We start from the raw sequence: 25,393 nt of genomic DNA, 5'->3' as shown, positions 1-25,393 counted from the left end.
GCTGGGAGAGCATCTGCCTTACAAGCAGAGGGTCAGCGGTTCGATCCCGTTAACTCCCATAGGTCCCGTGGTGTAGCGGTTATCACGTCGCCCTGTCACGGCGAAGATCGCGGGTTCGATTCCCGTCGGGACCGTCAAGTAGAAATATTTGAGACTCGTTAGCTCAGTTGGTAGAGCAATTGACTTTTAATCAATGGGTCACTGGTTCGAGCCCAGTACGGGTCATATATGCGGGTGTGGCGGAATTGGCAGACGCACCAGATTTAGGATCTGGCGCTTAACGGCGTGGGGGTTCAAGTCCCTTCACCCGCATTAGAAAAGTTAGCCGGCTTAGCTCAGTTGGTAGAGCATCTGATTTGTAATCAGAGGGTCGCGTGTTCAAGTCATGTAGCCGGCATAAAGATGGTCCGTTGGTCAAGGGGTTAAGACACCGCCTTTTCACGGCGGTAACACGGGTTCGAATCCCGTACGGACTATATTTTTGAGTGACTTAGGTTACTCTTTTTATTTTGTTTCTTTTTTTTATATGTTATAATAGCTTATAATACTATTTTTGAGGTGAATTTATGTCTAAAGTTTTTGTTTTTGGTCATCAAAACCCTGATTCTGATGCGATTGGGTCTTCTTATGGATACGCTTATTTGAAACGTCAACTTGGCGTTGATGCTGAAGCTGTTGCTTTAGGTACTCCTAACGAAGAAACTGCTTTCGTTCTTGATTATTTTGGTGTTGAGGCACCACGAGTTGTTGAATCAGCTCTGTCAGAGGGAGTTAATCAAGTAATTCTTACAGACCATAATGAGTTTCAACAATCTATTTCAGATATTAAGGATGTTGAGGTTATTGAGGTAGTAGACCATCATCGTGTGGCTAACTTTGAAACTGCTAATCCATTAATGATGCGATTGGAACCTGTTGGATCTGCATCTTCAATTGTTTATCGTATGTTTAAAGAAAACAATGTTGAAGTTCCTAAGGAAGTGGCTGGTTTGCTTTTGTCAGGTTTGATTTCAGATACTCTTCTTCTTAAATCTCCAACTACACATGCTTCAGATCCTGCAGTCGCAGCTGAACTTGCAGAAATTGCTGGTGTTAATCTAGAAGAATATGGTCTAGCTATGCTTAAAGCTGGTACTAATCTTTCTTCTAAATCTGCTGAAGAACTTATTGATATTGATGCCAAAACTTTCGAATTGAATGGCAATCAAGTTCGTGTTGCACAAGTTAATACTGTTGATATTGCCGATGTTCTTTCTCGTCAAGAGGAAATCGAAGAAGCTATTAATAACTCAATTAAAAGCAATGGATACTCTGACTTTGTCTTAATGATTACTGATATCCTTAATTCAAATTCAGAAATTCTTGCACTTGGTTCAAATACTGATAATGTTGAAAATGCCTTTGATTTTGTTTTAGAAAATAATCATGCTTTCCTTGAAGGTGCCGTTTCTCGTAAGAAACAAGTAGTACCACAGTTGACTGAAAGCTTTAATGCATAAAATTAGGCCGTCAGGCCTTTTTTTAGTGGTCTGATTAATGGTATAATACTTCTTATGATAATACAATTTAACCCAAACAAACTATGTAAGCAAGCTTTTTTTATGGAAATAGTGAATTATCTATATCTTAATCAGCCTGTGACCCTGAGAGCAATAAAAAGGCAGTTTCCTTTTCAAAAGAATATAGATAAATTAATTGAGGAGTTTGTTAAAGCAGGCTATATTGAACGATTCGAGAAACGTTATCGTTTATTAATTAATCTAGTGACGGATTCTTCTACAATTGACTTAGACCAGCATTTTTTTATTAATGATGATTCTTCCTGTTATTTAGAACTATTAAATCGTAGTTTTGTTACTGAGATATCTAATTCAACTAATGATGCTGTTATTATCGAACAAACGGGTATTACGCGAGACGAACTTACGATTTCAAATTATTTCTATAAATTAAGAGAAAATCTACCATTATCTGAAGAGCAGAATAGATTATATGACATATTAGGGGATGTTAATCCTGAATACTTTTTGAAACATGTAACGACTTTTCTATTAAAATACATAAGGAAGGAATATGTACTTCAAAAGAGGAGGAATATTTTTGTTGATGCTTTAGAATTATTAGGGTATCTTATTCAAGTAGAAGAAGGTCGTTATCTTTTGAATATGGACTTAGATTCTGAAGCATTAGTTTTTAGTGCAAAAAAAGACTAGTAATATTACTAGTCTTTTTTATGACAACTTTAACGATTCCTTAGTTCAAGATAACGTTTGTACCAGATGTTAACATAAGATTGTGAAAATGGCCCCTTACCATTGTTAATCCAATCTACTAAGATTTTAACATGTTCCTTTAAGATATAGTCAATATCAGGAGAGTAATGCATTTCTTTTTTATGTGTTTCATACTCATCTACATCTAGCAATTTTTTTTCACCATCAGCGAAGACTTTGACATCTAGGTCGTAGTCAATATATTTTAGTGCTTCTTGGTCCAAAATATATGGACTAGCTAAATTGCAGTAGTAGGAAATGCCGTTATCCCTAATCATGGCTATAATATTAAACCAGTATTTTTTGTGGAAATAAACAATAGCAGGTTCACGTGTTACCCATCGTCTTCCGTCTGCTTCAGTAACGAGGGTGTGGTCGTTAACGCCAATAACAGCATTCTCAGTTGTCTTTAGTACCATAGTATCGCGCCAAGTACGGTGCAAACTACCATCATGCTTATAACTTTGAATTGTGATAAAGTCGCCTTCTTTTGGTAATTTCATGGCGTCCTCTTTCTACAATAAGGGTTATCCCCACTATTGTATCATAATTTTGTGAAAAGAGGGGGGAATTCCTATAAATATTCTCTTAGAGCGGATGCTATGGCATCAAAGTCATAACCTTTTCTGGCTAAAGATTGTGTCAAGCGCTGCTTAAGTTCATAACCGTCGTATTTTTTACTAAATTTTTGATATTGCTTATCTATTTCTTTATAAAGGAGAGCTTGTTCAGTTTCTTCATCTGCTTCAAGTTCTAGATGATTGATTGCTAGTTTACTTTCTTGAAATGAAAAACCTTTATTGATAAGGCTTTGAGTTAATTTATCTTTTAGGGCTTTAGATGGTAGTTTTCCCTGATATTTTCGTAACAGTTTTGAAGCTACTCTAATGGCTAATTCTGAGAAGTCAAATTGACTTAAAACATCATCAATGATCTGTTTGTTACAACCTTTTTGAAGCCATTTTTGCTTCAGCACATAGGCTCCTTTATCGCCTGAATTCAGATTTTGTTGAGCTAGACTTTCTAGGAGTTTGTAATCATCAATCCAGTGATCTTTTTTTAGATTATCAATAATTTTTGGAATTATATGAGGGTTTATTTCATGTTTAAAAAGGTAATCTTTTACCTCTTTCTCAGTACGTTGTTTAAAGGAAATAAAATAGAGGGCTAAATTTTTACCATGCGAGAACTGGGCAAAGGATTTAATATTCTCTAGTTGATCTTTGTCCAGTATCATTTCTTTTGTCAACATGTATTTAACGATGGTATCTTCTGTAACGTAGAGACTCTCTTTTTTGTCTATCTCAAGGAGATAAAGTCTCTTTTTCTTCTCGATTTTTGTGATTTTCATAGTTATTATTATATCAAAATGTTAGAATGGTAGTATGAATTTACAAGTGAAACAGCGTATCCCGCTTAAGATAAAACGCATGGGAATCAATGGCGAAGGCATTGGTTTTTATAAGAAAACTCTAGTTTTTGTGCCAGGGGCTTTGAAGGGTGAAGAAGTATTTTGTCAGGTTGTTTCTGTTAAGAGAAACTTTGTTCAGGCAAAATTATTAAAGATTAATAAGCCTTCTAAGTTTCGTGTTGAACCTGCATGTAGTATTTATGAAGACTGTGGCGGTTGCCAGTTAATGCATCTTCGTTATGATAAGCAATTAGAGTTTAAAACTGACTTATTAGGACAAGCCTTGAAGAAGTTTAAACCGACTAATTTTGAGTCATATGACATTCGTCCAACAATAGGGATGGAGCAACCACAACATTACCGAGCCAAACTACAATTTCAAACCCGTTCTTTTGGTGGTTCAGTCAAAGCTGGCTTATTTGCGGAAGGGAGTCATCGCCTCATTAATATTGATGATTGCCTAGTTCAGGATGAGCTAACTCAAGTCATCATGAATAAGGTGACAAATTTGTTAGATAAATACAAGTTCCCAATTTATAATGAGCGTAAAATTTCTGGAATTCGGACCGTTATGATACGACGTGCTTTGGGTTCAAATCAGGTCCAGTTGATTTTTGTAACCTCTAAATCAGTTTCTTTCACTAAATTGGTTAAGGAATTGACGGAAAGTTTTCCAGAGATTGTAACTATTGCTGTCAATTATAATTATTCGAAATCTAGCGAGATTTATGGTCAAGAGACGGAAATTCTTTGGGGGCAAGACGCTATTCAAGAAGAGGTACTGGACTATAACTTTGCTCTCTCTCCTCGTGCATTTTACCAGTTGAATCCTCAACAAACAGAGGTACTCTATGGTCAGGCCGTTGAAGCTTTGGATGTAGGTAAGGCTGAACACCTTATTGATGCTTATTGTGGGGTTGGTACTATTGGACTTGCTTTTGCAAATAAGGTAAAGAGTATTCGAGGTATGGATATTATTCCAGAGGCTATTGAGGATGCTAGAAAGAATGCTAAATCACTTGGGTTGGAGAATGCTCACTATGAGGTGGGTAAGGCTGAGGATATCATTCCTCGTTGGTACAAGGAAGGCTATCGAGCAGATGCTCTTATTGTGGATCCACCTAGAACTGGTTTAGATGATAAGCTACTTAAAACGATACTGGCCTACACTCCTGAAAAAATGGTTTATGTTTCATGTAATGTATCTACTTTGGCTAGAGACCTAGTTTCTTTGGCTAAAGTTTATGATGTTAATTATATTCAGTCAGTAGACATGTTTCCTCATACAGCTCGAACAGAAGCAGTTGTGAAGCTAACTAAGAAAATGTGATAAAACCTAACATAAAAAACAAGAAATTTTCCAAATTGTTGGAAAATTTCTTTATTTTTCTGAAAAATAGGAGTATAATAGGCTTATCGATTTTTTAAAGGAGGAGCGTATGAAAAAGAGCTTCATTCATCAACAAGAGGAAATTTCTTTTGTGAAGAATACTTTTACACAGTATTTGATTGATAAACTTGACGTCGTTGAAGTGCAAGGGCCTATTTTGAGTAAGGTCGGGGATGGTATGCAGGATAATTTGAGCGGTATTGAAAATCCTGTAACTGTTAATGTGCTTCAGATTCCTGACGCAACATACGAAGTTGTTCACTCATTAGCAAAATGGAAACGCCATACTTTGGCTCGTTTTGGTTTCAATGAAGGTGAAGGGCTCGTGGTTAATATGAAGGCTCTTCGTCCAGATGAAGATTCATTGGATGCAACGCACTCTGTTTACGTTGACCAATGGGACTGGGAAAAAGTTATTCCTGACGGACATCGTAATATCGCTTACTTGAAAGAAACTGTTGAAACCATTTATAAGGTTATTCGTTTGACTGAGCTAGCAGTTGAAGCACGTTACGATATTGAAGCTATTTTACCTAAGAAAATTACCTTCATCCATTCAGAAGAACTTGTTGAGAAGTACCCTGATTTGACACCAAAAGAGCGTGAAGATGCTATTACTAAGGAATATGGTGCTGTATTCTTGATTGGTATCGGTGGTGTTCTTCCTGATGGAAAACCACATGATGGTCGTGCACCTGACTATGATGACTGGACAACTGAGTCTGAGAATGGTTACCATGGTTTGAATGGGGATATCTTGGTTTGGAATGAACAATTAGGACATGCCTTTGAATTGTCATCAATGGGTATTCGTGTTGATGAAGATGCCCTTAAACGTCAGGTTGAAATTACTGGCGACCAAGATCGTTTGAAATTGGATTGGCACCAAGCCTTGTTACATGGCCTTTTCCCACTAACAATTGGTGGAGGTATTGGTCAGTCACGTATGGCTATGTTCTTGCTTCGTAAGAAACATATTGGTGAGGTTCAAACTTCAGTTTGGCCAGATGCCGTTCGTGAAAGTTACGAAAATATCTTGTAAAAAAAGCACTAACGAAAGTTAGTGTTTTTTGGTTAGCAATTGCTGTGTATAATTGCTCAACGAATTTTCTATTGGAGTAGATATCAAGAGAGATGACTTATTTTTTCATAAAGAAAAAACCTATCCCTTGAAGGAGATAGGTTTTTAGATTAATCGTCACTACGGAAAAAAGCATCGTAAAGAGCTCTGACAGCTGCTTTTTCTTGCTCAGTTTCAATTACAAACATAACAGAAACCTCACTAGAACCTTGAGAAATCATTTCTAGGTTAATATGTTTTTCAGAGAGCGCTTTAGCCGCTGTCGCTGTAACACCGATGTGGTCTTTCATATTTTCACCAACAATCATGAGGATTGAAAGGCCATGTTCAATTTCAACTTCATCAACACCGAGTTCACGAGTCAAGTATGAAAGAATTTCTTGTTCTTTGATTGGGGTAAGTTCACGTTCTCGAATAATGATTGAGAGATCATCAATTCCAGAAGGCATGTGTTCCCAACGGATGTTTAAATCTTCCAAAATTTGGAGAACCTTACGTCCAAAACCAACTTCACGGTTCATGAGGTATTTGCTCATATTGATGCTGACGAATTCATCATCACTCGCGATACCAACGACAGGAACAGTTGCACCCTTGTGTTCAAGAATAATGCGTGTGCCTGGGTGGTCTGGGTTATTTGTATTTTTAATAACGAGTGGAATTTTACCACGGTAGGCAGGGAGAAGGGCTTCGTCATGAAGAACTGAGAAGCCAGCATACGCCAATTCACGCATTTCCTTGTAAGTCAACTCTGGAATTGAATGTGGTTCATGAACGACACCAGGATGGGCTGCGAAAATACCATCTACATCTGTGAAGTTTTCATATAAATCTGCCTTAACTCCAGCTGCAACGATAGAACCAGTGATATCAGAGCCTCCACGTGAGAAAGTACAAATTTGATTATCAGGGGTAACACCGAAGAAACCAGGGATAACAAGAACCTCATCTGATTCACGAAGCTCTTCCAACTTGTCATAAGCTCCTGGAAGGATACGAGCATTTCCTGGTTCGCTTGAGACAAAAATACCAGCTTGGCGAGGGTGAACGTAACGTGCTTCAATACCGTTATTACGGAAATATTCTGCGATTAATTTTGCGTTATTATCTTCCCCTGCAGCTAGGAAAGTATCATAAAGGAAATCATTGTCTTCAATAGGAAGAGTGGCAAGATCGTTGATAGATTTAGCAATCTTCGCCATTTCTGTTGATTTGAAGCCTAGCTCATCGACCATAGCTTGGTAGCGGTTAATAATCCATTCTTGGTCAGCTTTGACATCAGCACCTTTTGTGTAGTGTTTATAGTATTTAATCAAGGCGTCTGTGACTTTGGTATCTTCATCGTTACGCTTACCAGGGGCTGATACTACGACAAAGCGACGTTCAGGGTCAGATTTTACAATGTTTAAGACTTTTTCTAATTGTGTGGCTGAAGCAAGTGAGCTCCCACCGAATTTGATGACTTTCATAGTTACTCCAAAAATTTTAAATTACTCTACAATTATAGCAAAATTCTGACAATTTGTCACATTGTTTTTAAAAGCAAGTAAGATTTAGTCTGATTATGGTACAATAAGGAAAGAAAAGGAGGATATCCCGTGGTAGAGGCAATTATTTTTGATATGGATGGTGTCCTTTTTGACACTGAAAAATATTATTATGATCGACGTGCAAATTTCTTAGCTCAAAAGGGAATTTCAATAGACCATTTACCCCCGTCTTTCTTTATAGGTGGAAATACCAAGCAAGTTTGGGAAAATATTCTCAGAGATGACTATGATAACTGGGATGTGCCAACTTTACAAGAAGAGTACAATGCCTATAAACAAGACAACCCCTTACCCTATAAAGAATTAATCTTTCCTGATGTTTTCAAGGTCTTGAATGAAGTGAATTCTCGAGGGTTGAAAATAGGTTTAGCTTCTAGCTCAGTAAAGGCAGATATCCTTAGAGCTTTGGAGGAAAATCATTTGAACGGTTTCTTTGATGTGGTTCTCTCAGGAGAAGAATTTAAAGAGAGTAAACCCAATCCAGAGATTTATCTGACAGCATTACAGCATTTGAACGTGGAAGCAAATCAGGCGCTGATTATCGAAGATAGCGAAAAGGGGATTGCTGCTGGAGTCGCTGCAGGTGTTGAGGTTTGGGCCATTAAAGATAATCGTTTTGGCATGGATCAAGGTGCAGCCAAAGGCTTGTTGGATAACCTTATGGATGTTTTAGATTTATTAAAATAGAAGAGACACCGAGTTAGTTGTAGAACTCGGTGTTTTGATGTATCAAATTAAAAAACTCTAAGTTTTTGTTGACCTTTAGATGGACTATGGTATACTAGAAATTAACGATGAATGATTTGATAATCAAATTATCTATTCATCAAATAAAATTGTGATAAAAATATAAAGAACATACGGTTTTCATATAGGAACTAGTTATCGGAGGAATGCAAAAAATGGCTTACGAAACAATTCTTTATAGTGTTGAAGATGGAGTAGCAACTTTAACGCTTAATCGTCCAGAAGTGCAAAATGGATTTAATATTCCAGTTTGTGATGAGATTATGGCTGCAATTGAGGAAGCTAAACAAGATGCGTCAGTAAAATTCTTGGTAATCAATGCTAATGGAAAAGTCTTTTCTGTTGGTGGTGACCTTGATCAAATGCAAAAAGCGGTTGCTGTAGATGATGTACAGTCTTTGGTTCGTATTGCTGAGCAGGTAAATGAAATTTCTTTTGCTCTTAAAAAATTGCCTAAGCCAGTCATCATGGTAGTTGATGGACCATGTGCAGGTGCTGCAGCTAACTTAGCTGTTGCAGCAGACTTTACGATTGCATCTGATAAAGCTAAATTCATCCAAGCTTTTGTAGGTGTTGGTTTGGCACCTGACGCTGGAGGTCTCTACCTTTTGACACGTTCAATCGGTATTAACCGTGCGACTCAAATTACAATGACAGGAGAGCCAGTATCAGCTGAAAAAGCTTTGGACTGGGGAATCGCCTACAAAGTTGTTGAGTCAGAAAAACTTGAAAAAACTGTGAGTCAATTGATTAAAAAATTGAACCGCTCTTCAGTGAATTCCTTTAAAGCCATTAAAGAAATGGTTTGGGAATCTGAATTTGCAGGATGGGAAAATTACGCTAAGTTGGAACTTGACTTGCAAAAATCTCTTGCTTTCACAGAAGACTTCAAAGAAGGGGTACGTGCTTATAGTGAGCGTCGTCGACCTAAATTCCAAGGGAAATAGCCACATTTTCTAAAAGAAAAACTAAAGTTTTTTAATCGGGCTTGCGAAATTAGTTTGAGTCTGATATAATTTGAAAGTCAAAGTTTTATTGAAAGGAGTCTGGTGTGAATTACGACAAAATTGATGGCTATCTTGTTGATATTTTTAATAACGTAGTTATTATCGAAGAAGCAAGTTTAAAGAATTCAAAGTTTAACGATGTTTCCCTCAAGGAAATGCATACCATTGATGTGATCGGTACACATCCAGATACGACACCAAGTGCAGTAGCTAAAGAACTCATGCTAACTCTTGGTACTGTAACAACATCTCTCAATAAACTTGAAAAGAAAGGTTATATTGTCCGTACGCGTTCATCAGTTGACCGTCGTGTGGTCCATCTTTCGCTTTCTAAAAAGGGTCGTTTGGTATATCGTCTTCACCGTCGTTTTCATAAATCAATGGTGATGAGGATTACAGAAGGCTTTAACGACGAGGAATTGAAGGTTATGAGCAAGGGATTGGAAAATCTCCACGCATTTCTTGAGGAGTTGAAATAATGGCATTTGCAAAAATTAGTCAGGTTGCCCATTATGCACCTGCTCAGGTCGTGACTAATGATGACCTATCAAAAATCATGGATACTAGCGATGAGTGGATTCGCTCACGTACCGGTATTCAGGAACGTCGCATCTCATTGAATGAGAATACGAGTGATTTAGCTACCAATGTTGCTCATCAGCTATTAGAAAAATCAGGATTAGCTCCTGAGGAGCTAGACTTTGTTTTAGTTGCAACGATTTCTCCTGATAGCTCGATGCCGTCAGTGGCAGCGCGTGTTCAAGGAACAATTGGAGCAGTCAATGCCTTTGCTTTTGATATTACTGCGGCATGTAGTGGGTTTGTCTTTGCCCTGGCAACCGCAGAAAAATTGATTAAGTCAGGTGTCTACAAAAGAGGTCTAGTCATTGGTGCTGAAGTCCTTTCTAAAACGTTAGACTGGTCTGACCGTACAACAGCTGTCCTCTTTGGAGATGGTGCTGGCGGAGTCCTCTTGGAAGAAACTGAAGAAGAACATTTCTTGGGAGAATCTTTAAATACCGATGGTAGCAAGGGTGGTCTTGAGTCAGGAGCTTCTGCAGTTATCTCGCCTTATTCAGATGAGTCTGATCAGCCTAATCCCTATATGCAAATGGATGGGAAAGCAATCTTTGATTTTGCCGTTAAGACGGTTTCAAAGAGTATTAAGGCCTTGGTTGAAGAAAAAGGTGAGCCTGATTACTTCCTTCTTCATCAAGCTAATATTCGTATTTTGGATATTATGGCTAAGAAAATCGATGTCAGTCGTGATAAATTCTTGGCAAACATGATGTCTTATGGTAATACCAGTGCGGCAAGTATCCCAATTCTGCTTTCTGAAAACGTGGCGAATGGGACCTTAAAATTAGACAGCGGTCAAACAATTCTCTTATCAGGTTTTGGTGGGGGTTTGACATGGGGCAGTCTTATTGTTAAAATCTAGTTATATAAATTATGCACCAGCATAGATTATAAGAAATATATTTATCTTAAAGGAGAAATTAAAATGGCAGTATTTGAAAAAGTACAAGAAATCATCGTTGAAGAACTTGGGAAAGATGCAGAAGAAGTAAAAGTAGAAACTACTTTTGACGAACTTGACGCTGACTCACTTGACGTGTTCCAAGTTATCTCAGAAATCGAAGATGAGTTCGATATCCAAATCGAAACTGAAGAAGGTCTTAACACTGTTGGTGACCTTGTTGCTTACGTAGAAGAAAAAACTAAATAAGCAGGGCATAGAGAATATTCTTATTTGGGATATTCTCCTTTGTTTATACAATTACTTTGATTATTAAACTATTTATTTGATTAGAAAATCGAAAAAAGGTGCAAAATGAAATCTCGTATTACAGAACTGTTAGGAATTAAATATCCAATCTTCCAAGGTGGTATGGCCTGGGTTGCTGATGGCAACTTGGCAGGAGCCGTTTCAAATGCTGGTGGACTCGGAATTATTGGTGGCGGTAATGCCCCTAAAGAAGTGGTAAAAGCTAATATTGATAGAGTAAAACAAATCACTGACAAACCTTTCGGTGTTAATATCATGCTTTTGTCACCATTTGCAGATGACATCGTTGACCTCGTTATCGAAGAGGGCGTTAAGGTTGTTACAACAGGAGCCGGAAATCCAGGTAAATATATGGAGCGTTTCCACGATGCTGGAATTACAGTAATCCCAGTTATTCCATCGGTAGCACTTGCTAAACGTATGGAAAAACTTGGAGCAGATGCTGTTGTCGCAGAAGGTATGGAAGCTGGTGGTCACATCGGTAAATTGACAACTATGGCCCTTGTTCGCCAAGTTGCTGATGCGGTATCTATCCCAGTTATTGGAGCTGGTGGTGTTGCTGATGGACGTGGTATGGCTGCTGTTCTTATGCTTGGAGCAGAAGCTGTTCAGGTTGGTACGCGTTTCGCTGTTGCTAAAGAGTCTAATGCACACCAAAACTTCAAAGATAAGATTTTGAAGGCTAAAGATATTGATACTGTTATTTCAGCCTCAGTTGTTGGACACCCAGTTCGTGCGATTAAGAATAAATTGGCTACTGAATATAACCAAGCTGAAAAAGATTTCTTGGCTGGTAAGAAGACTCAAGAGGAAATTGAAGAGCTTGGTGCAGGTGCCCTTCGTAACGCGGTTGTTGATGGAGATGTGGAATATGGTTCAGTTATGGCTGGACAAATTGCAGGTCTTGTTCGTAAAGAAGAAACATGTGCAGAAATCTTGGAAGACCTATACACAGGCGCTGCTAAGGTGATTAAAGAAGAAGCTGCTCGTTGGGCAGATGTAAACGTCTAAAAACGTCGAAAGGATTAGGATAGTGACAAAACGTGCGTTCTTATTTGCTGGTCAAGGGGCTCAGAAATTGGGCATGGCGAGCGATTTGTATGCGACTTATCCCGTTGTCAAAGAGACATTTGATACGGCTAGTCGTATTCTAGGTTATGATTTGCGTGAATTGATTGATTCTAACGAAGAAAAACTTAATCAGACACGCTATACTCAACCAGCTATTTTGACAACGTCAGTAGCCATTTATCGCCTTTTGGCAGAAAATGATATCACTCCTGATATTGTTGCCGGTCTCTCTTTGGGTGAATATTCTGCCCTAGTTGCAGCCGGAGCACTCTCATTTGAGGATGCGGTAGCCTTGGTTGCTAAACGTGGAGAATTCATGGAAACAGCTGCTCCTGCTGGAAGTGGGAAAATGGTTGCTATCATGAATACAGATCCAAGCTTGATTGAAGAAATCTGTCAAAAAGCATCTGAAAAGGGTGTAGTAACGCCTGCTAACTATAATACTCCAGCACAAATTGTTATTGGTGGTGAAGTTGAGGCTGTTGATTATGCTGTGGAATTGCTAAAAGAAGCTGGTGCTAAACGTCTGATTCCTCTTAATGTTTCAGGGCCGTTCCATACAGCTTTACTTGAATCAGCTAGTCAAAAATTGGCAGCAGAACTTGAGAAAGTGTCATTCAATGACTTTACGCTTCCTTTAGTAGGTAATACTGAGGCTCAAATCATGAAGTCAGAAGACGTCAAAGCACTTTTGGCTCGTCAGGTGATGGAACCTGTACGTTTTTATGATTCGATTGCCACTATCCAAGAATTTGGTGTAGATGAAGTGATTGAGATTGGTCCAGGTAAGGTCTTGTCAGGTTTCTTGAAGAAGATTGACAAAACTCTTCCGACTCATAATGTTGAAGATCAAGCTAGTCTTGATGCCCTTCTTAATGCTTAAAACGAGGTAAACATGGAACTTAAGAATAAAAATGTTTTTGTAACAGGTTCAACACGTGGAATTGGATTAGCTGTGGCACACAAATTTGCTAGTCTTGGTGCCAACGTTGTCCTAAATGGACGTTCTGAGATCTCTGAGGACTTGCTTGCACAGTTTGCAGATTATGGTGTAACTGTTGTTGGTATCTCAGGTGATATTTCTAATGGCGAAGATGCTAAACGTATGGTTGCGGAAGCTATTGAAAAGCTTGGTAGTGTTGACGTGCTAGTTAATAATGCTGGTATCACTAACGATAAGTTGATGTTGAAGATGACTGAAGAAGATTTTGAACGTGTCTTGAAAATCAACTTGACTGGTGCCTTCAATATGACACAAGCTGTCTTGAAACCAATGTCTAAGGCGCGTCAAGGTGCCATCATCAATATGTCATCTGTTGTAGGTCTTATGGGGAATATTGGTCAAGCTAACTATGCAGCTTCAAAAGCTGGTTTGATTGGTTTCACTAAATCAGTAGCGCGTGAAGTTGCGGCCCGTGGTGTCCGTGTCAATGCTATCGCTCCTGGTTTCATTGAATCAGATATGACTGACGCTATTCCAGAGAAAATGAAAGATGCTATGATTGCTCAAGTACCAATGAAACGTATTGGTCAAGCAGAAGAAGTGGCAGAAGTTGCAGCATTCTTGGCTAGTCAAGAATATCTCACAGGTCAAACCATCGCTATTGATGGTGGTATGACTATGCAATAATTGACTTTCAATATCAAAAAATCATTTACTAGAATATCCATCTGACAAAAGGAGAATATATATGTCTACAAATCGTGTTGTTGTTACAGGTTACGGCGTAACCTCACCAATCGGTAATACACCAGAAGAATTTTGGAACAGTCTTCATGACGGTAAAATTGGTATCAAGCCAATTACTAAGTTTGATGCTTCTGAAATTCCAGTCTTTAACGCTGGTGAAATCCAAGATTTCCCGTTTGATAAATACTTTGTGAAAAAAGATACTAACCGTATGGACACTTACTCACTTTATGCGATTTATGCTGCTATGGAAGCTCTTGAAAATTCAGGACTTAACATGGAAGAAGAAGATCGTGATCGTGTTGGTGTTATCGTGTCATCTGGTATCGGTGGTCTCCAAGAACTTGAAGATCAAATCATTCGTATGCACGAACGTGGTATGAAACGTATCAAACCAATGTTTATCCCTAAAGCACTCTCAAACATGGGTGCTGGTAACATTGCTCTTAAAATTGGTGCTCAAGGGGTATGTAAATCAGTGACGACTGCTTGTGCCTCTGCCAATGATGCAATCGGTGAGGCCTTCCGTGAAATTAAATTCGGTTTGCATGATGTTGTCTTGGCTGGTGGTGCTGAAGCTTCAATCACTAAGATTGGTATCGGTGGTTTCAATGCTCTTACAGCACTTTCAACAACAGAGGATCCAGAACGTTCATCAATTCCATTTGATAAAGACCGTAATGGTTTTGTTATGGGTGAAGGTGCAGGGGTTCTCGTTATCGAAAGCTTGGAACATGCTCAAAAACGTGGTGCTAACATCTTGGCTGAGATTGTTGGTTACGGATCAAACTGTGATGCCTATCACATGACAACACCAACTCCAGACGGTTCTGGTGCTGCTAAAGCAATTAAATTGGCTATCAATGAAGCTGGTATCAAACCTGAAGATGTTGATTATGTTAATGCTCACGGGACATCAACACCTGCCAATGAAAAAGGTGAAAGTGGCGCCATTGTTTCTGTACTTGGTAAAGATGTTCCAGTTTCATCTACTAAATCATTTACAGGTCACTTGCTAGGTGCTGCTGGTGCGGTTGAGGCTATTGCAACAATCGAAGCTATTCGTCATAGCTATGTACCGAAAACTGCTGGTACAAAAGAATTGTCTGACTACATAGAAGCTAATGTTGTTTATGGTGAAGGTCAAGAAGCTGATATTGAGTACGCAATTTCAAATACTTTCGGTTTTGGTGGACACAATGCTGTTCTTGCCTTTAAACGTTGGGAGGCTTAATTCATGAATATTTCTGAAATCAAAGATTTGTTGGCTCAATTTGATGCATCAACTTTGCGTGAATTTTCATACAAAAACAATGGTGAAGAATTGAACTTGAGCAAAAATCAAACAAGTTCAGTAACAGCTGCCCCAGTAGCTCCTACAGTTGAAGTAGTTGCGCCAGCTCCTCAAGCTCCAGTTGCTCCAGTAGCAGCACCTGCCGCTGTTGAAACTCCAGCAACACTAGTTGAAGAAGCTCCTGCTCCTGCTCAAGCTGCTGAAGGTGAAGTGGTTGAAAGTCCACTTGTTGGTGTGGCTTACTTGTCTCCATCACCTGAAAAACCAGCCTTTGTTTCTGTTGGTGATACTGTTAAGAAAGGTCAAACGCTTCTTATCGTTGAAGCAATGAAGGTGATGAATGAAGTGCCAGCACCTAAAGATGGTGTTATTACTGAAATCTTGGTAGCGAATGAAGAAGTTGTTGACTACGGAAAAGGATTGGTACGCATCAAATGACAATTGATATTAATGCTATTCGTGAAGCTTTACCACACCGTTATCCAATGCTTTTGGTTGACCGTGTGCTAGAAGTTTCAGAAGACGAAATCACAGCTATTAAAAATGTAACGATCAATGAACCTTTCTTTAATGGACATTTTCCTCAATACCCAGTTATGCCTGGCGTTCTTATCATGGAAGCTCTTGCGCAAACAGCTGGTGTTCTTGAATTGTCTAAACCTGAAAACAAGGGCAAATTAGTCTTTTATGCAGGTATGGATAAGGTTAAATTTAAAAAACAAGTGGTTCCTGGTGACCAACTTGTTATGACAGCTAAGTTTGTTAAACGTCGTGGAACAATTGCTGTTGTTGAAGCTAAGGCTGAAGTCGATGGTAAACTTGCTGCATCAGGTACTTTGACTTTTGCTATTGGAAGCTAATGTTTTGTGAAAATCCTTCTGGCGACAGTCGGAAAGGATTTTTCTTTAGACATTGGTCTATCACATAGAAAGGAAATCAACACAGACTATCAAAAAATGTCTGATGTTATCTTGTTTTATGTTTAAAAAATTATTGATTGCCAATCGTGGTGAAATTGCAGTGCGTATTATCCGTGCAGCGCGTGAATTGGGTATCCAAACGGTTGCTATTTATTCTGAAGCAGATAAGGATTCTCTCCATACTATGCTTGCTGATGAAGCTATTTGTATCGGGCCTGCAAAATCAACGGATTCTTATTTGAATATGAATCGTGTCCTATCAGCTGCTATTGTGACTGAGGCTCAAGCTATTCATCCAGGGTTTGGTTTCTTGAGTGAAAACTCTAAATTTGCCACTCTCTGTGAAGAAATGAACATCAAGTTTATTGGTCCTTCAGGCGAAGTCATGGACAAGATGGGTGACAAAATCAATGCCCGTGCTGAAATGATTAAGGCTAATGTCCCTGTAATTCCTGGTTCAGATGGTGAAGTCTTTACAGCTGAGGAGGCTTTGGAAGTTGCCAACCGTCTTGGTTACCCAGTGATGCTTAAGGCTTCTGCTGGTGGTGGCGGTAAGGGGATTCGTAAGGTTAACACTGAAGAAGAGTTAGCTCCCGCTTTCGAATCTGCGTCACAAGAAGCTAAAGCAGCCTTTGGTAATGGGGCGATGTATATTGAAAAAGTTATTTACCCAGCTCGTCATATCGAGGTTCAAATTTTGGGAGATAGCTACGGTAACATTGTTCACCTAGGTGAGCGTGATTGCTCTCTTCAACGTAATAACCAAAAGGTCTTGGAAGAATCACCTTCAGTTGCTATTGGTAAGACTCTTCGTCACGAAATTGGTTCAGCGGCCGTCCGTGCTGCTAAGGCTGTTAATTATGAAAATGCGGGTACTATTGAGTTTCTTCTTGATGAAAAAACAGGTCAGTTCTATTTCATGGAAATGAATACCCGTGTTCAGGTTGAGCACCCAGTTACAGAATTTGTAAGTGGTGTGGATATTGTTAAAGAACAAATCCGTATTGCCGCAGGTGAAAAACTCTCTGTGACCCAAGATGATATTGAAATCAAGGGACATGCTATTGAGTGTCGTATCAATGCAGAAAATCCTAAGTTCAACTTTGCACCTAGTCCAGGGAAAATTAGCAACCTCTACCTACCTAGTGGTGGCGTTGGTCTCCGTGTAGACAGTGCAGTTTATCCTGGCTATACTATTCCACCTTACTATGATTCAATGATTGCCAAAATCATTGTTCATGGAGAGAATCGATTTGAGGCACTCATGAAGATGCAACGTGCTCTTTATGAGCTAGAAATCGATGGTGTTGTGACTAATGCTGACTTCCAGTTGGATTTGATTTCAGATCGTAGCGTTATCGCTGGGGATTATGATACTTCCTTCTTGATGGAGACTTTCCTACCAGATTATCAGAATCGTGAGGAATAAAGTTTATGGGATTATTTGATCGAAAAGAAAAGTATATCCGTATCAATCCTAACCGTTCTGTACGTAATGGGATTGATCACCAAGTGCCAGAAGTTCCAGATGAACTTTTTGCCAAATGTCCTGGTTGTAAACAAGCTATTTATCAAAAGGACTTGGGACAAGCTAAAATTTGTCCAAATTGTTCTTATACCTTCCGTATTTCAGCTAAAGAACGTCTCGATTTAACGGTTGATGAGGGGTCATTCCAAGAACTTTTTACTGGTATTAAAACTGAAAATCCATTGAATTTCCCAGGTTATATGGAGAAATTAGCAGCGACTAAGGAAAAAACGGGTCTTGATGAAGCTGTTGTAACTGGTGTTGCAAGTATCAAGGGGCAAAAAACAGCCTTGGCCATTATGGATTCTAACTTTATCATGGCTTCAATGGGAACTGTTGTTGGTGAGAAAATCACTAAACTCTTTGAACATGCGATTGAGGAAAAACTTCCAGTTGTTATTTTTACAGCATCTGGTGGTGCCCGTATGCAAGAAGGAATCATGAGTTTGATGCAGATGGCCAAGATTTCAGCCGCTGTAAAACGTCATTCGAATGCTGGCTTGTTGTATTTGACTGTATTGACAGATCCAACAACTGGTGGGGTTACAGCAAGTTTCGCCATGGAAGGTGATATCATCTTAGCTGAGCCACAAACCTTGATTGGTTTTGCAGGTCGTCGTGTCATTGAAAACACAGTTCGCGAAACTTTGCCAGATGATTTTCAAAAGGCTGAGTTCCTTCAAGAACATGGTTTTGTTGATGCCATTGTTAAACGTACAGAGTTGGCTGATACCATTGCCACACTCTTATCATTCCATGGAGGTGTTCAATGAGCGACGTAGCACGTATTTTAAAAGAAGCGCGTGATCAAGGCCGTTTAACTGCTTTGGACTTTGCCCAAGGAATCTTCGATGACTTTATCGAACTTCATGGCGACCGTAATTTCCGAGACGATGGTGCCGTTATTGGTGGTATTGGTCGTTTAAATGGTCAAGCTGTTACTGTAGTGGGTATTCAAAAAGGTAGAAATCTTCAAGATAACCTTAACCGTAACTTTGGGCAACCTCATCCAGAGGGCTATCGTAAGGCTCTTCGACTTATGAAACAGGCTGAAAAGTTTGGTCGTCCAGTTGTTACTTTTATCAATACTGCAGGTGCTTATCCTGGTGTTGGAGCAGAGGAGCGTGGACAAGGTGAGGCAATTGCTCGTAACCTTATGGAAATGAGCGACCTTAAAGTACCTATTATTGCCATTATCATTGGTGAAGGTGGTTCTGGTGGTGCTCTTGCCTTGGCAGTAGCTGATAAGGTTTGGATGCTTGAAAATACCATCTACTCTATCTTGAGTCCAGAAGGATTTGCGACTATTCTCTGGAAAGACGGCTCACGTTCAGAAGAAGCAGCAGAGTTGATGAAGATTACATCAGGTGAGTTGCTTAATATGGGAATCGTTGATAAGGTTATCCCAGAACGTGGTTACTTTACTAGTGAAATTATCGAAGCGATTAAGACAGCAATTGTAGATGAGTTGGCAGAATTAAGCCAATTATCAACAGAGGACTTGCTTGAAGCGCGTTATCAACGTTTTAGAAAATACTAAAAAACATTGGGATATATCCCAATGTTTTTTAAACGGTATGGCGTTCGAAGGCTTGGTCTGAGATACCTTGTTCGAGGATAAGTTTAGCCCATTCCTTAGCTGAATGAAGACTGTGATCCTTGTAGTTACCACAAGATTCAATGGTAGTTCCTGGAACATCTTCCCATGTAATCTCGTTAGCAATAGCTTCAAGACTAGATTTGATAACTTTAGCAATTTCTGTAGGATCTTGTTTACCCCACATAATCATATGGAAGCCTGTACGGCAACCAAATGGTGAGCAATCAATAAGTCCATCGATACGTTGACGGATCAGTTTAGCGAGTAGGTGTTCGATAGTGTGAAGACCACCTGTGTCAATACTATTTTCATTAGGTTGAATCAAACGGATATCAAAGTTTGTAATGATATCTCCTTTAGGTCCAACTTCCTCTGAAATAAGACGGACATAAGGCGCTTTTACAATGGTATGATCAAGTTCAAAACTTTCAACAGTAACGTCTTTTGGCATGGTAATACCTCCCTATTCTAATAGAGTTATGATACCATAAAATCAGTTTAAAGTTCTAGTATATATTTGAGAAATCGCTATAAATATGATACACTAGAAGACGGTTTTCTTTAGGGAAACCTTAGAAAAGTTGAGGTAAAGACATGATAAACATGATAATTTTAGTTGTCTTTGCACTCATTGGTTTAGTCGTTGGATATTTAGCAATTTCTATTAAACTTAGCAAAGCTAAGGAACAAGCAGAAACTACCTTGCTAAAGGCAGAACAAGACGCTGTGAACCTTCGCAGTCAGGCGGAACATGATGCAGATCATCTGCGTGTGACTGCTGAACGCGAAAGTAAGGCTCAACGAAAAGAGTTCTTGTTAGAAGCAAAAGAGGAAGCTAGAAAATATCGAGAAGATATTGAAAAAGAATTCAAATCTGAACGTCAAGAGCTTAAACAAATGGAAAATCGTTTAACAGAACGTGCCACTAGCCTTGATCGTAAGGATGAAAATCTATCAAGTAAAGAACTTGCCCTCGAGAAGAAAGAGCAGAGTCTTGCTGACAAATCTAAACATCTTAATGAGCGTGAAGAGAATGTGACTCAGTTGGAGGCTGAGAAGCAGGCTGAACTTGAACGTGTTGGTCAGATGACCATTGCAGAAGCGCGTGAGGTAATTTTAACGGAGACTGAAAATAATCTGACTCATGAGATTGCAACACGTATCAAAGATGCAGAAGCACAGGTTAAAGATACTGTCGATAAGAAGGCCAAAAATGTGTTGGCGCAAGCTATGCAACGCTTGGCTGGAGATTATGTTACTGAACAAACAGTAACTACTGTTCACCTTCCAGATGACAATATGAAAGGTCGTATCATTGGACGTGAGGGGCGTAACATCCGTACGCTTGAAAGTCTAACAGGTATTGACGTTATTATTGACGATACTCCAGAAGTAGTTGTCCTTTCTGGTTTTGATCCAGTTCGTCGTGAAATTGCACGTATGACTCTCGAAGCCTTGATTAAGGATGGACGCATCCATCCAGCTCGTATTGAAGAGTTGGTTGAGAAGAGCCGTCAGGAAATGGATAACCGTATCCGTGAGTATGGTGAAGAGGCAGCCTACGAAATTGGCGCTATGAATCTTCACCCTGATTTGATCAAGATTATGGGACGCTTGCAGTTCCGTACGTCGTATGGTCAAAACGTACTTCGTCACTCAGTTGAAGTTGGTAAACTAGCAGGTATCATGGCTGGTGAATTGGGTGAAAATGTTGCCCTAGCTCGTCGTGCTGGTTTCCTTCACGATATGGGGAAAGCCATTGACAAAGAAGTCGAAGGTAGCCACGTAGAGATTGGTGCTGAGTTTGCACGTAAGTACAAAGAACATCCAGTTGTGGTTAACGCTATTGCCAGCCACCATGGCGATGTAGAACCTGAGAGCGTCATTGCAGTTATTGTAGCTGCAGCAGATGCTTTGAGTTCGGCTCGTCCAGGGGCTCGTAATGAATCTGTTGAGAATTACGTCAAACGCCTTCGTGATTTGGAAGAAATTGCATCAAGCTTTGATGGTGTTCAAACAAGCTTCGCCCTTCAAGCTGGTCGTGAGATTCGTATTATGGTTCATCCAAACAAAATCTCTGATGATGAAGTTACGATCTTGTCTCACAAGGTACGTGAACAAATTGAGAAGAATTTGGATTACCCAGGAAATATTAAGGTTACAGTCATTCGTGAATTCCGCTCGGTTGACTATGCCAAATAAGATAAGAGAGCCGCAAGGCTTTTTTTTTTTGCACTTATACTGAAAGGTTGTATTCTTTTTGAAAATGTAAGAACTTTCTTATCAAATTGCGTCATTTTGGTAGATTAGTGTTTTGTAATGAAATATTTTGATTTTTTTTGACTGTTTTTAGTTGACAGTTATTAAAAATTGAGTATAATAGATTTTGTAAACGATTACAGAAGGAGAGATTATGCTAAAGTCTGAACGTAAGCAGATTATCTTGTCTCAGTTGAAACAAGATGGTTTTGTCACTTTGGAAAACCTAACTGTTTTGTTAAGTGATACTTCCGAGTCGACGATTCGTCGCGACTTGGACGAGTTAGCGGCAGATGGCCAACTTAAGCGTGTTCATGGTGGTGCTGAAAGCATTCATGGTCTAAAGGAAGAAATTGCCAATAGTCAAAAAGCTATTAGAAACGTTAAAGAAAAGGCTCAGTTAGCTGGTTATGCTGCCGATTTGATTAAGGAAGGTGATGTCGTCTTTCTTGAGGCTAGTACAACAAATGAACTTTTGATTCCACATTTGGCTAATCGTCAGGTAACGGTTGTGACTAATTCTATCCACCATGCGGTTAAGCTGGTAGATCTTGGTGTTAGCACTAGGATTGTTGGAGGAAAGGTTAAACATTCAACGGATGCTTCTATTGGAAGTACTGCTCAAGAGCAAATCAGACAACTGAATTTTGATTGTGCGTTCATTGGTGCTAACGGCGTTGATGCTAATTATTTCACCACACCAGACATGGAAGAGGCAGTTATCAAACGGACGGTTATAGCCAATGCGCAAAAAGCCTATGTTCTAGCTGATGCCTCTAAACTTGGTCAGATTACCTATGCTAAGGTAGCCGAGGTCGAGAAAGTAACCATAATTACAAACGCTTCGGAAGAGGAGCTCCTAAAAGAATTAAAAGAGAAAACGAGGGTTATTGAAGTATGATTTATACTGTAACGCTGAATCCATCAATCGATTTCATAGTTCGTATCGATAAAGTAGAGATTGGTGAAGTTAACCGTATGGAGAGTGATGATAAGTTTGCTGGCGGTAAGGGTATTAATGTTAGTCGTATTTTGCAACGCTTAGGTGTTGATAATACTGCAACGGGTTTCATCGGTGGTTTTACAGGACGTTTTGTGACAGATGGTTTGGATGCAGAAGGTATAAAAACCAAGTTTGTAGCTGTGGATCAAGACACACGTATTAATGTTAAAATCAAGGCTGACCAAGAAACTGAAATTAACGGTGCAGGACCTGTCATTAATGAGTATCAATTGGCTGAATTGGAAGCAGTTCTTTCAAGTGTAAGTGCTGATGATGTGGTTGTTTTTGCTGGATCAGCACCAAGCAATCTTGGAAATAAGGTCTATAACAAATTGATTCCACTAGTGCGTGAAACGGGTGCACAGGTTGTCTGTGACTTTGAAGGTCAAACCTTGCTTGATTCCCTTGCTTACCAACCACTCTTGGTTAAACCAAATTACCATGAGTTAGAAGCTATTTTCAATGTCAAACTTAATGGTTTGGCTGATGTCGAAAAATATGCGCGTGAAATCCTTGCTAAGGGTGCACAGAACGTTATCATCTCAATGGCAGGTGATGGAGCGCTGTTGGTCACACCAGAGGCTGGTTACTTTGCTAAACCAATCAAGGGAACAGTTAAAAACTCTGTTGGTGCGGGTGACTCGATGGTTGCTGGTTTCACTGGTGAGTTTGTTAAATCGGGTGATCCGATTGAGGCTCTCAAGTGGGGAGTAGCGTGTGGAACATCTACAGCTTTCTCAGATGATTTAGCGACAATTGAATTTATTAAAGAAACATACAATAAAGTAGAGGTAGAAAAACTATGAAAATTCAGGATTTACTGAACAAAAAAGTAATGTTGCTTGACCTTCAAGCAACTACAAAAGAAGCTGCTATCGATGAAATGATTAACAGCTTGGTTGACAACGGTGTTGTGACTGACTTTGATGTCTTCAAAGCAGGTATTATGGCTCGTGAAGCACAAACATCAACTGGTTTGGGTGATGGAATCGCTATGCCACACAGCAAAAATGCTGCAGTAAAAGAAGCAACAGTACTTTTTGCTAAATCTAATAAAGGTGTAGATTACGAATCACTTGATGGTCAACCTACAGACCTCTTCTTTATGATTGCTGCTCCAGAGGGAGCAAATGACACTCACTTGGCAGCCCTTGCTGAGTTGTCAAAATACCTTATGCAAGATGGTTTTGCAGATCGTTTGCGTAAGGTGACTTCTCCAGATGAAGTGATTGCTGCTTTCAACACGGGTGAAGAAGAAGCACAGGCTGAGGAAGCTAAGAAAGCACAAGCTGTTAAAGAAGCAGCTTCAAGCGATAAACCACTTATCGTAGCGGTAACAGCTTGTACAACTGGTATTGCTCACACTTACATGGCTGAAGAATCACTCATTAAAACAGGTGAAGAAATGGGTGTCAATGTTCGTGTTGAAACTAACGGTGCTTCAGGTGTCGGAACACCTTTGACTGCTGAAGAAATCAGTAAGGCTGTAGGTGTTATCGTAGCAGCAGACAAGGCAGTTGAAACAGCACGTTTCGATGGTAAAAAATTGCTTTCTAAACCAGTCGCTGCAGGTATTCGTCAACCTCAAGAATTAATCCAAAATATCTTGGATGGTAAGGCTGAAGTCTTCCATGCCGAAAATGCTGGAGCTGCTCAAGAATCAAGTGAGAAATTGAGCCTCGGTGGTGCCTTCTATAAACACTTGATGAGTGGGGTATCACAAATGCTTCCATTCGTTATCGGTGGTGGTATCATGATTGCGCTTGCCTTCTTGCTTGACCAAATCATGGGTGTTCCTAAAGATCAATTGTCACAACTTGGTTCTTACCATGAAATTGCTGCTCAATTCAAAGCAATTGGTGGCGCTGCCTTTGGCTTCATGCTTCCAGTACTTGCAGGTTACATTGCTTACTCTATCGCTGAGAAACCAGGTTTGGTATCAGGTTTCGTAGCTGGTGCTATTGCTTCAAGTGGTGCAGCCTTTGGTGGTGTTCCATTTGCTTCAGGTGGTAAAGCAACCCTTGCCCTTGCTGGCGTATCTTCAGGTTTCCTTGGAGCTCTTGTTGGTGGTTTCCTTGCAGGTGGTGTTATCCTTGTTCTTCGTAAACTCTTGGCAGGTATTCCACGTGCTCTTGAAGGAATCCGTTCTATCTTGCTCTTGCCACTTCTTGGTGTATTTGCTACTGGTTTCTTGATGTTGGCAGTAAATATCCCAATGGCAGCAATTAATACTGGTCTTAATAACTTCTTGTCAAGCTTGTCAGGAAGCTCAGCCGTACTACTTGGTCTCCTTGTTGGTGGTATGATGGCAGTGGATATGGGTGGACCAGTCAACAAAGCAGCTTATGTCTTTGGTACAGGTACTCTCGCAGCAACAGTAACTTCAGGTGGTTCAGTAGTTATGGCAGCAGTTATGGCGGCTGGTATGGTTCCTCCGTTGGCAGTATTTGTAGCAACACTCTTGTTTAAAGATAAATTCACTGAAGAAGAACGCAACTCTGGTTTGACAAACATTGTTATGGGACTTTCATTCATCACTGAAGGTGCGATCCCATTTGGTGCAGCAGACCCAGCACGCGCTATCCCAAGCTTTATCGTAGGTTCAGCTCTTACAGGTGCTCTTGTAGGTATGGCAGGAATCAAATTGATGGCACCACACGGAGGTATCTTCGTTATTGCCCTCACATCAAATGCCCTTCTCTACCTTCTCTTCATCTTGATTGGTGCTGTGGTATCAGGTATCCTCTTCGGATTCCTCCGCAAACCACTTGATAAATAAG

General features: G+C 39.7%; 26 protein-coding genes and 5 tRNA genes. 27 read left to right on the top strand and 4 right to left on the bottom strand.

Annotated features, from left to right (window positions below; all coding sequences use genetic code 11):
- Positions 1-61: 61 nt before the first annotated feature.
- From ADH51_RS09335 to ADH51_RS09305, 7 genes are all read left to right on the top strand, one after another.
- Positions 62-134: transfer RNA gene (locus ADH51_RS09335), tRNA-Asp, on the top strand.
- Positions 135-152: 18 nt separating this feature from the next.
- Positions 153-225 (top strand) — tRNA-Lys (locus ADH51_RS09330).
- Positions 226-230: 5 nt separating this feature from the next.
- A tRNA-Leu gene (locus ADH51_RS09325) sits at positions 231-312 on the top strand.
- A gap of 12 nt (positions 313-324) precedes the next feature.
- A tRNA-Thr gene (locus tag ADH51_RS09320) sits at positions 325-397 on the top strand.
- A gap of 7 nt (positions 398-404) precedes the next feature.
- A tRNA-Glu gene (locus ADH51_RS09315) sits at positions 405-476 on the top strand.
- Between the two features lie 90 nt (positions 477-566).
- Positions 567-1,499 (top strand): manganese-dependent inorganic pyrophosphatase, encoded by a 933-nt coding sequence (locus tag ADH51_RS09310; protein ID WP_048676409.1) that lies wholly within the window; start codon positions 567-569, stop codon positions 1,497-1,499.
- A gap of 54 nt (positions 1,500-1,553) precedes the next feature.
- Positions 1,554-2,213: a DUF1803 domain-containing protein gene (locus tag ADH51_RS09305; RefSeq protein WP_048676406.1), complete on the top strand. Its 660-nt coding sequence runs from the start codon at positions 1,554-1,556 to the stop codon at positions 2,211-2,213.
- Positions 2,214-2,242: 29 nt separating this feature from the next.
- Here ADH51_RS09305 and ADH51_RS09300 read toward each other — a convergent pair whose 3' ends face one another.
- Positions 2,243-2,776, bottom strand: a complete 534-nt coding sequence (locus ADH51_RS09300) for a nucleoside tri-diphosphate phosphatase (RefSeq protein ID WP_002886644.1) — start codon at positions 2,774-2,776, stop codon at positions 2,243-2,245.
- Between the two features lie 71 nt (positions 2,777-2,847).
- Positions 2,848-3,624 carry a recombination regulator RecX gene (gene recX, locus ADH51_RS09295; protein WP_048676403.1) on the bottom strand — a complete coding sequence of 259 codons (777 nt, stop codon included), beginning with the start codon at positions 3,622-3,624 and terminating at the stop codon, positions 2,848-2,850.
- A 34-nt stretch (positions 3,625-3,658) separates the two neighbouring features.
- Here recX and rlmD point away from each other — a divergent pair, with 34 nt between their 5' ends.
- Positions 3,659-5,014 (top strand): 23S rRNA (uracil(1939)-C(5))-methyltransferase RlmD, encoded by a 1,356-nt coding sequence (gene rlmD / locus ADH51_RS09290; RefSeq protein WP_048676399.1) that lies wholly within the window; start codon positions 3,659-3,661, stop codon positions 5,012-5,014.
- Positions 5,015-5,123: 109 nt separating this feature from the next.
- Complete coding sequence (gene asnA, locus ADH51_RS09285) at positions 5,124-6,116, top strand: aspartate--ammonia ligase (protein WP_014633569.1); 993 nt, start codon at positions 5,124-5,126, stop codon at positions 6,114-6,116.
- A 149-nt stretch (positions 6,117-6,265) separates the two neighbouring features.
- Here the strand turns inward: asnA and ADH51_RS09280 are convergent, their stop codons facing one another.
- Positions 6,266-7,624 carry an aspartate kinase gene (locus ADH51_RS09280; protein ID WP_048676396.1) on the bottom strand — a complete coding sequence of 453 codons (1,359 nt, stop codon included), beginning with the start codon at positions 7,622-7,624 and terminating at the stop codon, positions 6,266-6,268.
- A gap of 129 nt (positions 7,625-7,753) precedes the next feature.
- On the opposite strand from ADH51_RS09280, the gene ADH51_RS09275 reads away from it, so the two are divergent.
- The 14 genes from ADH51_RS09275 (at position 7,754) to ADH51_RS09210 (ending at position 19,291) form a co-directional block, all read left to right on the top strand.
- A complete protein-coding gene (locus ADH51_RS09275; RefSeq protein ID WP_002886650.1) occupies positions 7,754-8,392 on the top strand; it encodes an HAD family hydrolase in 639 nt (212 codons plus the stop codon).
- A gap of 215 nt (positions 8,393-8,607) precedes the next feature.
- Positions 8,608-9,399, top strand: a complete 792-nt coding sequence (locus ADH51_RS09270; RefSeq protein WP_013990100.1) for an enoyl-CoA hydratase — start codon at positions 8,608-8,610, stop codon at positions 9,397-9,399.
- 104 nt (positions 9,400-9,503) lie between these two features.
- Positions 9,504-9,938, top strand: coding sequence for a MarR family winged helix-turn-helix transcriptional regulator (locus ADH51_RS09265; RefSeq protein ID WP_002885562.1), 435 nt, complete (start codon positions 9,504-9,506; stop codon positions 9,936-9,938).
- Positions 9,938-10,900, top strand: coding sequence for a beta-ketoacyl-ACP synthase III (locus tag ADH51_RS09260; protein ID WP_037601832.1), 963 nt, complete (start codon positions 9,938-9,940; stop codon positions 10,898-10,900). Before ADH51_RS09265 ends, ADH51_RS09260 begins: the two co-directional genes overlap by 1 nt.
- A 63-nt stretch (positions 10,901-10,963) precedes the next feature.
- On the top strand, positions 10,964-11,188 hold the full coding sequence (locus ADH51_RS09255; RefSeq protein WP_002885495.1) for an acyl carrier protein: 225 nt from the start codon (positions 10,964-10,966) through the stop codon (positions 11,186-11,188).
- A gap of 105 nt (positions 11,189-11,293) precedes the next feature.
- Positions 11,294-12,259: an enoyl-[acyl-carrier-protein] reductase FabK gene (gene fabK, locus ADH51_RS09250; RefSeq protein WP_048676393.1), complete on the top strand. Its 966-nt coding sequence runs from the start codon at positions 11,294-11,296 to the stop codon at positions 12,257-12,259.
- 22 nt (positions 12,260-12,281) lie between these two features.
- Positions 12,282-13,202 carry an ACP S-malonyltransferase gene (fabD, locus tag ADH51_RS09245; protein WP_048676391.1) on the top strand — a complete coding sequence of 307 codons (921 nt, stop codon included), beginning with the start codon at positions 12,282-12,284 and terminating at the stop codon, positions 13,200-13,202.
- 12 nt (positions 13,203-13,214) lie between these two features.
- The gene (fabG, locus tag ADH51_RS09240) at positions 13,215-13,949 is read left to right on the top strand and encodes a 3-oxoacyl-[acyl-carrier-protein] reductase (protein WP_002885572.1); all 735 of its coding nucleotides are present in this window, start codon (positions 13,215-13,217) and stop codon (positions 13,947-13,949) included.
- Between the two features lie 61 nt (positions 13,950-14,010).
- Positions 14,011-15,243, top strand: coding sequence for a beta-ketoacyl-ACP synthase II (gene fabF, locus ADH51_RS09235; protein WP_002885574.1), 1,233 nt, complete (start codon positions 14,011-14,013; stop codon positions 15,241-15,243).
- A 3-nt stretch (positions 15,244-15,246) separates the two neighbouring features.
- Positions 15,247-15,741, top strand: coding sequence for an acetyl-CoA carboxylase biotin carboxyl carrier protein (accB, locus tag ADH51_RS09230; protein ID WP_048676388.1), 495 nt, complete (start codon positions 15,247-15,249; stop codon positions 15,739-15,741).
- Positions 15,738-16,163: a 3-hydroxyacyl-ACP dehydratase FabZ gene (fabZ, locus tag ADH51_RS09225; RefSeq protein ID WP_002885470.1), complete on the top strand. Its 426-nt coding sequence runs from the start codon at positions 15,738-15,740 to the stop codon at positions 16,161-16,163. The genes accB and fabZ overlap by 4 nt, the downstream gene beginning before the upstream one ends.
- Positions 16,164-16,281: 118 nt before the next feature.
- Positions 16,282-17,652, top strand: coding sequence for an acetyl-CoA carboxylase biotin carboxylase subunit (locus ADH51_RS09220; protein ID WP_002885488.1), 1,371 nt, complete (start codon positions 16,282-16,284; stop codon positions 17,650-17,652).
- Between the two features lie 5 nt (positions 17,653-17,657).
- On the top strand, positions 17,658-18,524 hold the full coding sequence (gene accD, locus ADH51_RS09215; RefSeq protein ID WP_045769285.1) for an acetyl-CoA carboxylase, carboxyltransferase subunit beta: 867 nt from the start codon (positions 17,658-17,660) through the stop codon (positions 18,522-18,524).
- Entirely contained in the window at positions 18,521-19,291 is a 771-nt protein-coding gene (locus ADH51_RS09210) for an acetyl-CoA carboxylase carboxyl transferase subunit alpha (protein ID WP_002885482.1), read from the top strand. Before accD ends, ADH51_RS09210 begins: the two co-directional genes overlap by 4 nt.
- Positions 19,292-19,319: 28 nt before the next feature.
- On the opposite strand, the gene ADH51_RS09205 is transcribed toward ADH51_RS09210, so the two are convergent.
- A complete protein-coding gene (locus ADH51_RS09205) occupies positions 19,320-19,802 on the bottom strand; it encodes an S-ribosylhomocysteine lyase (RefSeq protein ID WP_002885585.1) in 483 nt (160 codons plus the stop codon).
- A 143-nt stretch (positions 19,803-19,945) separates the two neighbouring features.
- On the opposite strand from ADH51_RS09205, the gene ADH51_RS09200 reads away from it, so the two are divergent.
- The 4 genes from ADH51_RS09200 (at position 19,946) to ADH51_RS09185 (ending at position 25,392) form a co-directional block, all read left to right on the top strand.
- On the top strand, positions 19,946-21,553 hold the full coding sequence (locus ADH51_RS09200) for a ribonuclease Y (RefSeq protein WP_022495979.1): 1,608 nt from the start codon (positions 19,946-19,948) through the stop codon (positions 21,551-21,553).
- 211 nt (positions 21,554-21,764) lie between these two features.
- Positions 21,765-22,511 carry a DeoR/GlpR family DNA-binding transcription regulator gene (locus ADH51_RS09195; RefSeq protein ID WP_013990106.1) on the top strand — a complete coding sequence of 249 codons (747 nt, stop codon included), beginning with the start codon at positions 21,765-21,767 and terminating at the stop codon, positions 22,509-22,511.
- Positions 22,508-23,419 (top strand): 1-phosphofructokinase, encoded by a 912-nt coding sequence (gene pfkB / locus ADH51_RS09190; protein ID WP_048676383.1) that lies wholly within the window; start codon positions 22,508-22,510, stop codon positions 23,417-23,419. Before ADH51_RS09195 ends, pfkB begins: the two co-directional genes overlap by 4 nt.
- Complete coding sequence (locus ADH51_RS09185) at positions 23,416-25,392, top strand: PTS fructose transporter subunit IIABC (protein ID WP_002885474.1); 1,977 nt, start codon at positions 23,416-23,418, stop codon at positions 25,390-25,392. The genes pfkB and ADH51_RS09185 overlap by 4 nt, the downstream gene beginning before the upstream one ends.
- The last annotated feature ends 1 nt before the right edge of the window (position 25,393 follow it).

The sequence above is a fragment of the Streptococcus sp. 449_SSPC genome (assembly GCF_001073005.1).
GTDB lineage: Bacteria > Bacillota > Bacilli > Lactobacillales > Streptococcaceae > Streptococcus > Streptococcus salivarius_F.
The sequence above is the reverse complement of the archived record's forward strand: the minus strand, read 5'-3'. Positions and strand labels throughout refer to the sequence as shown.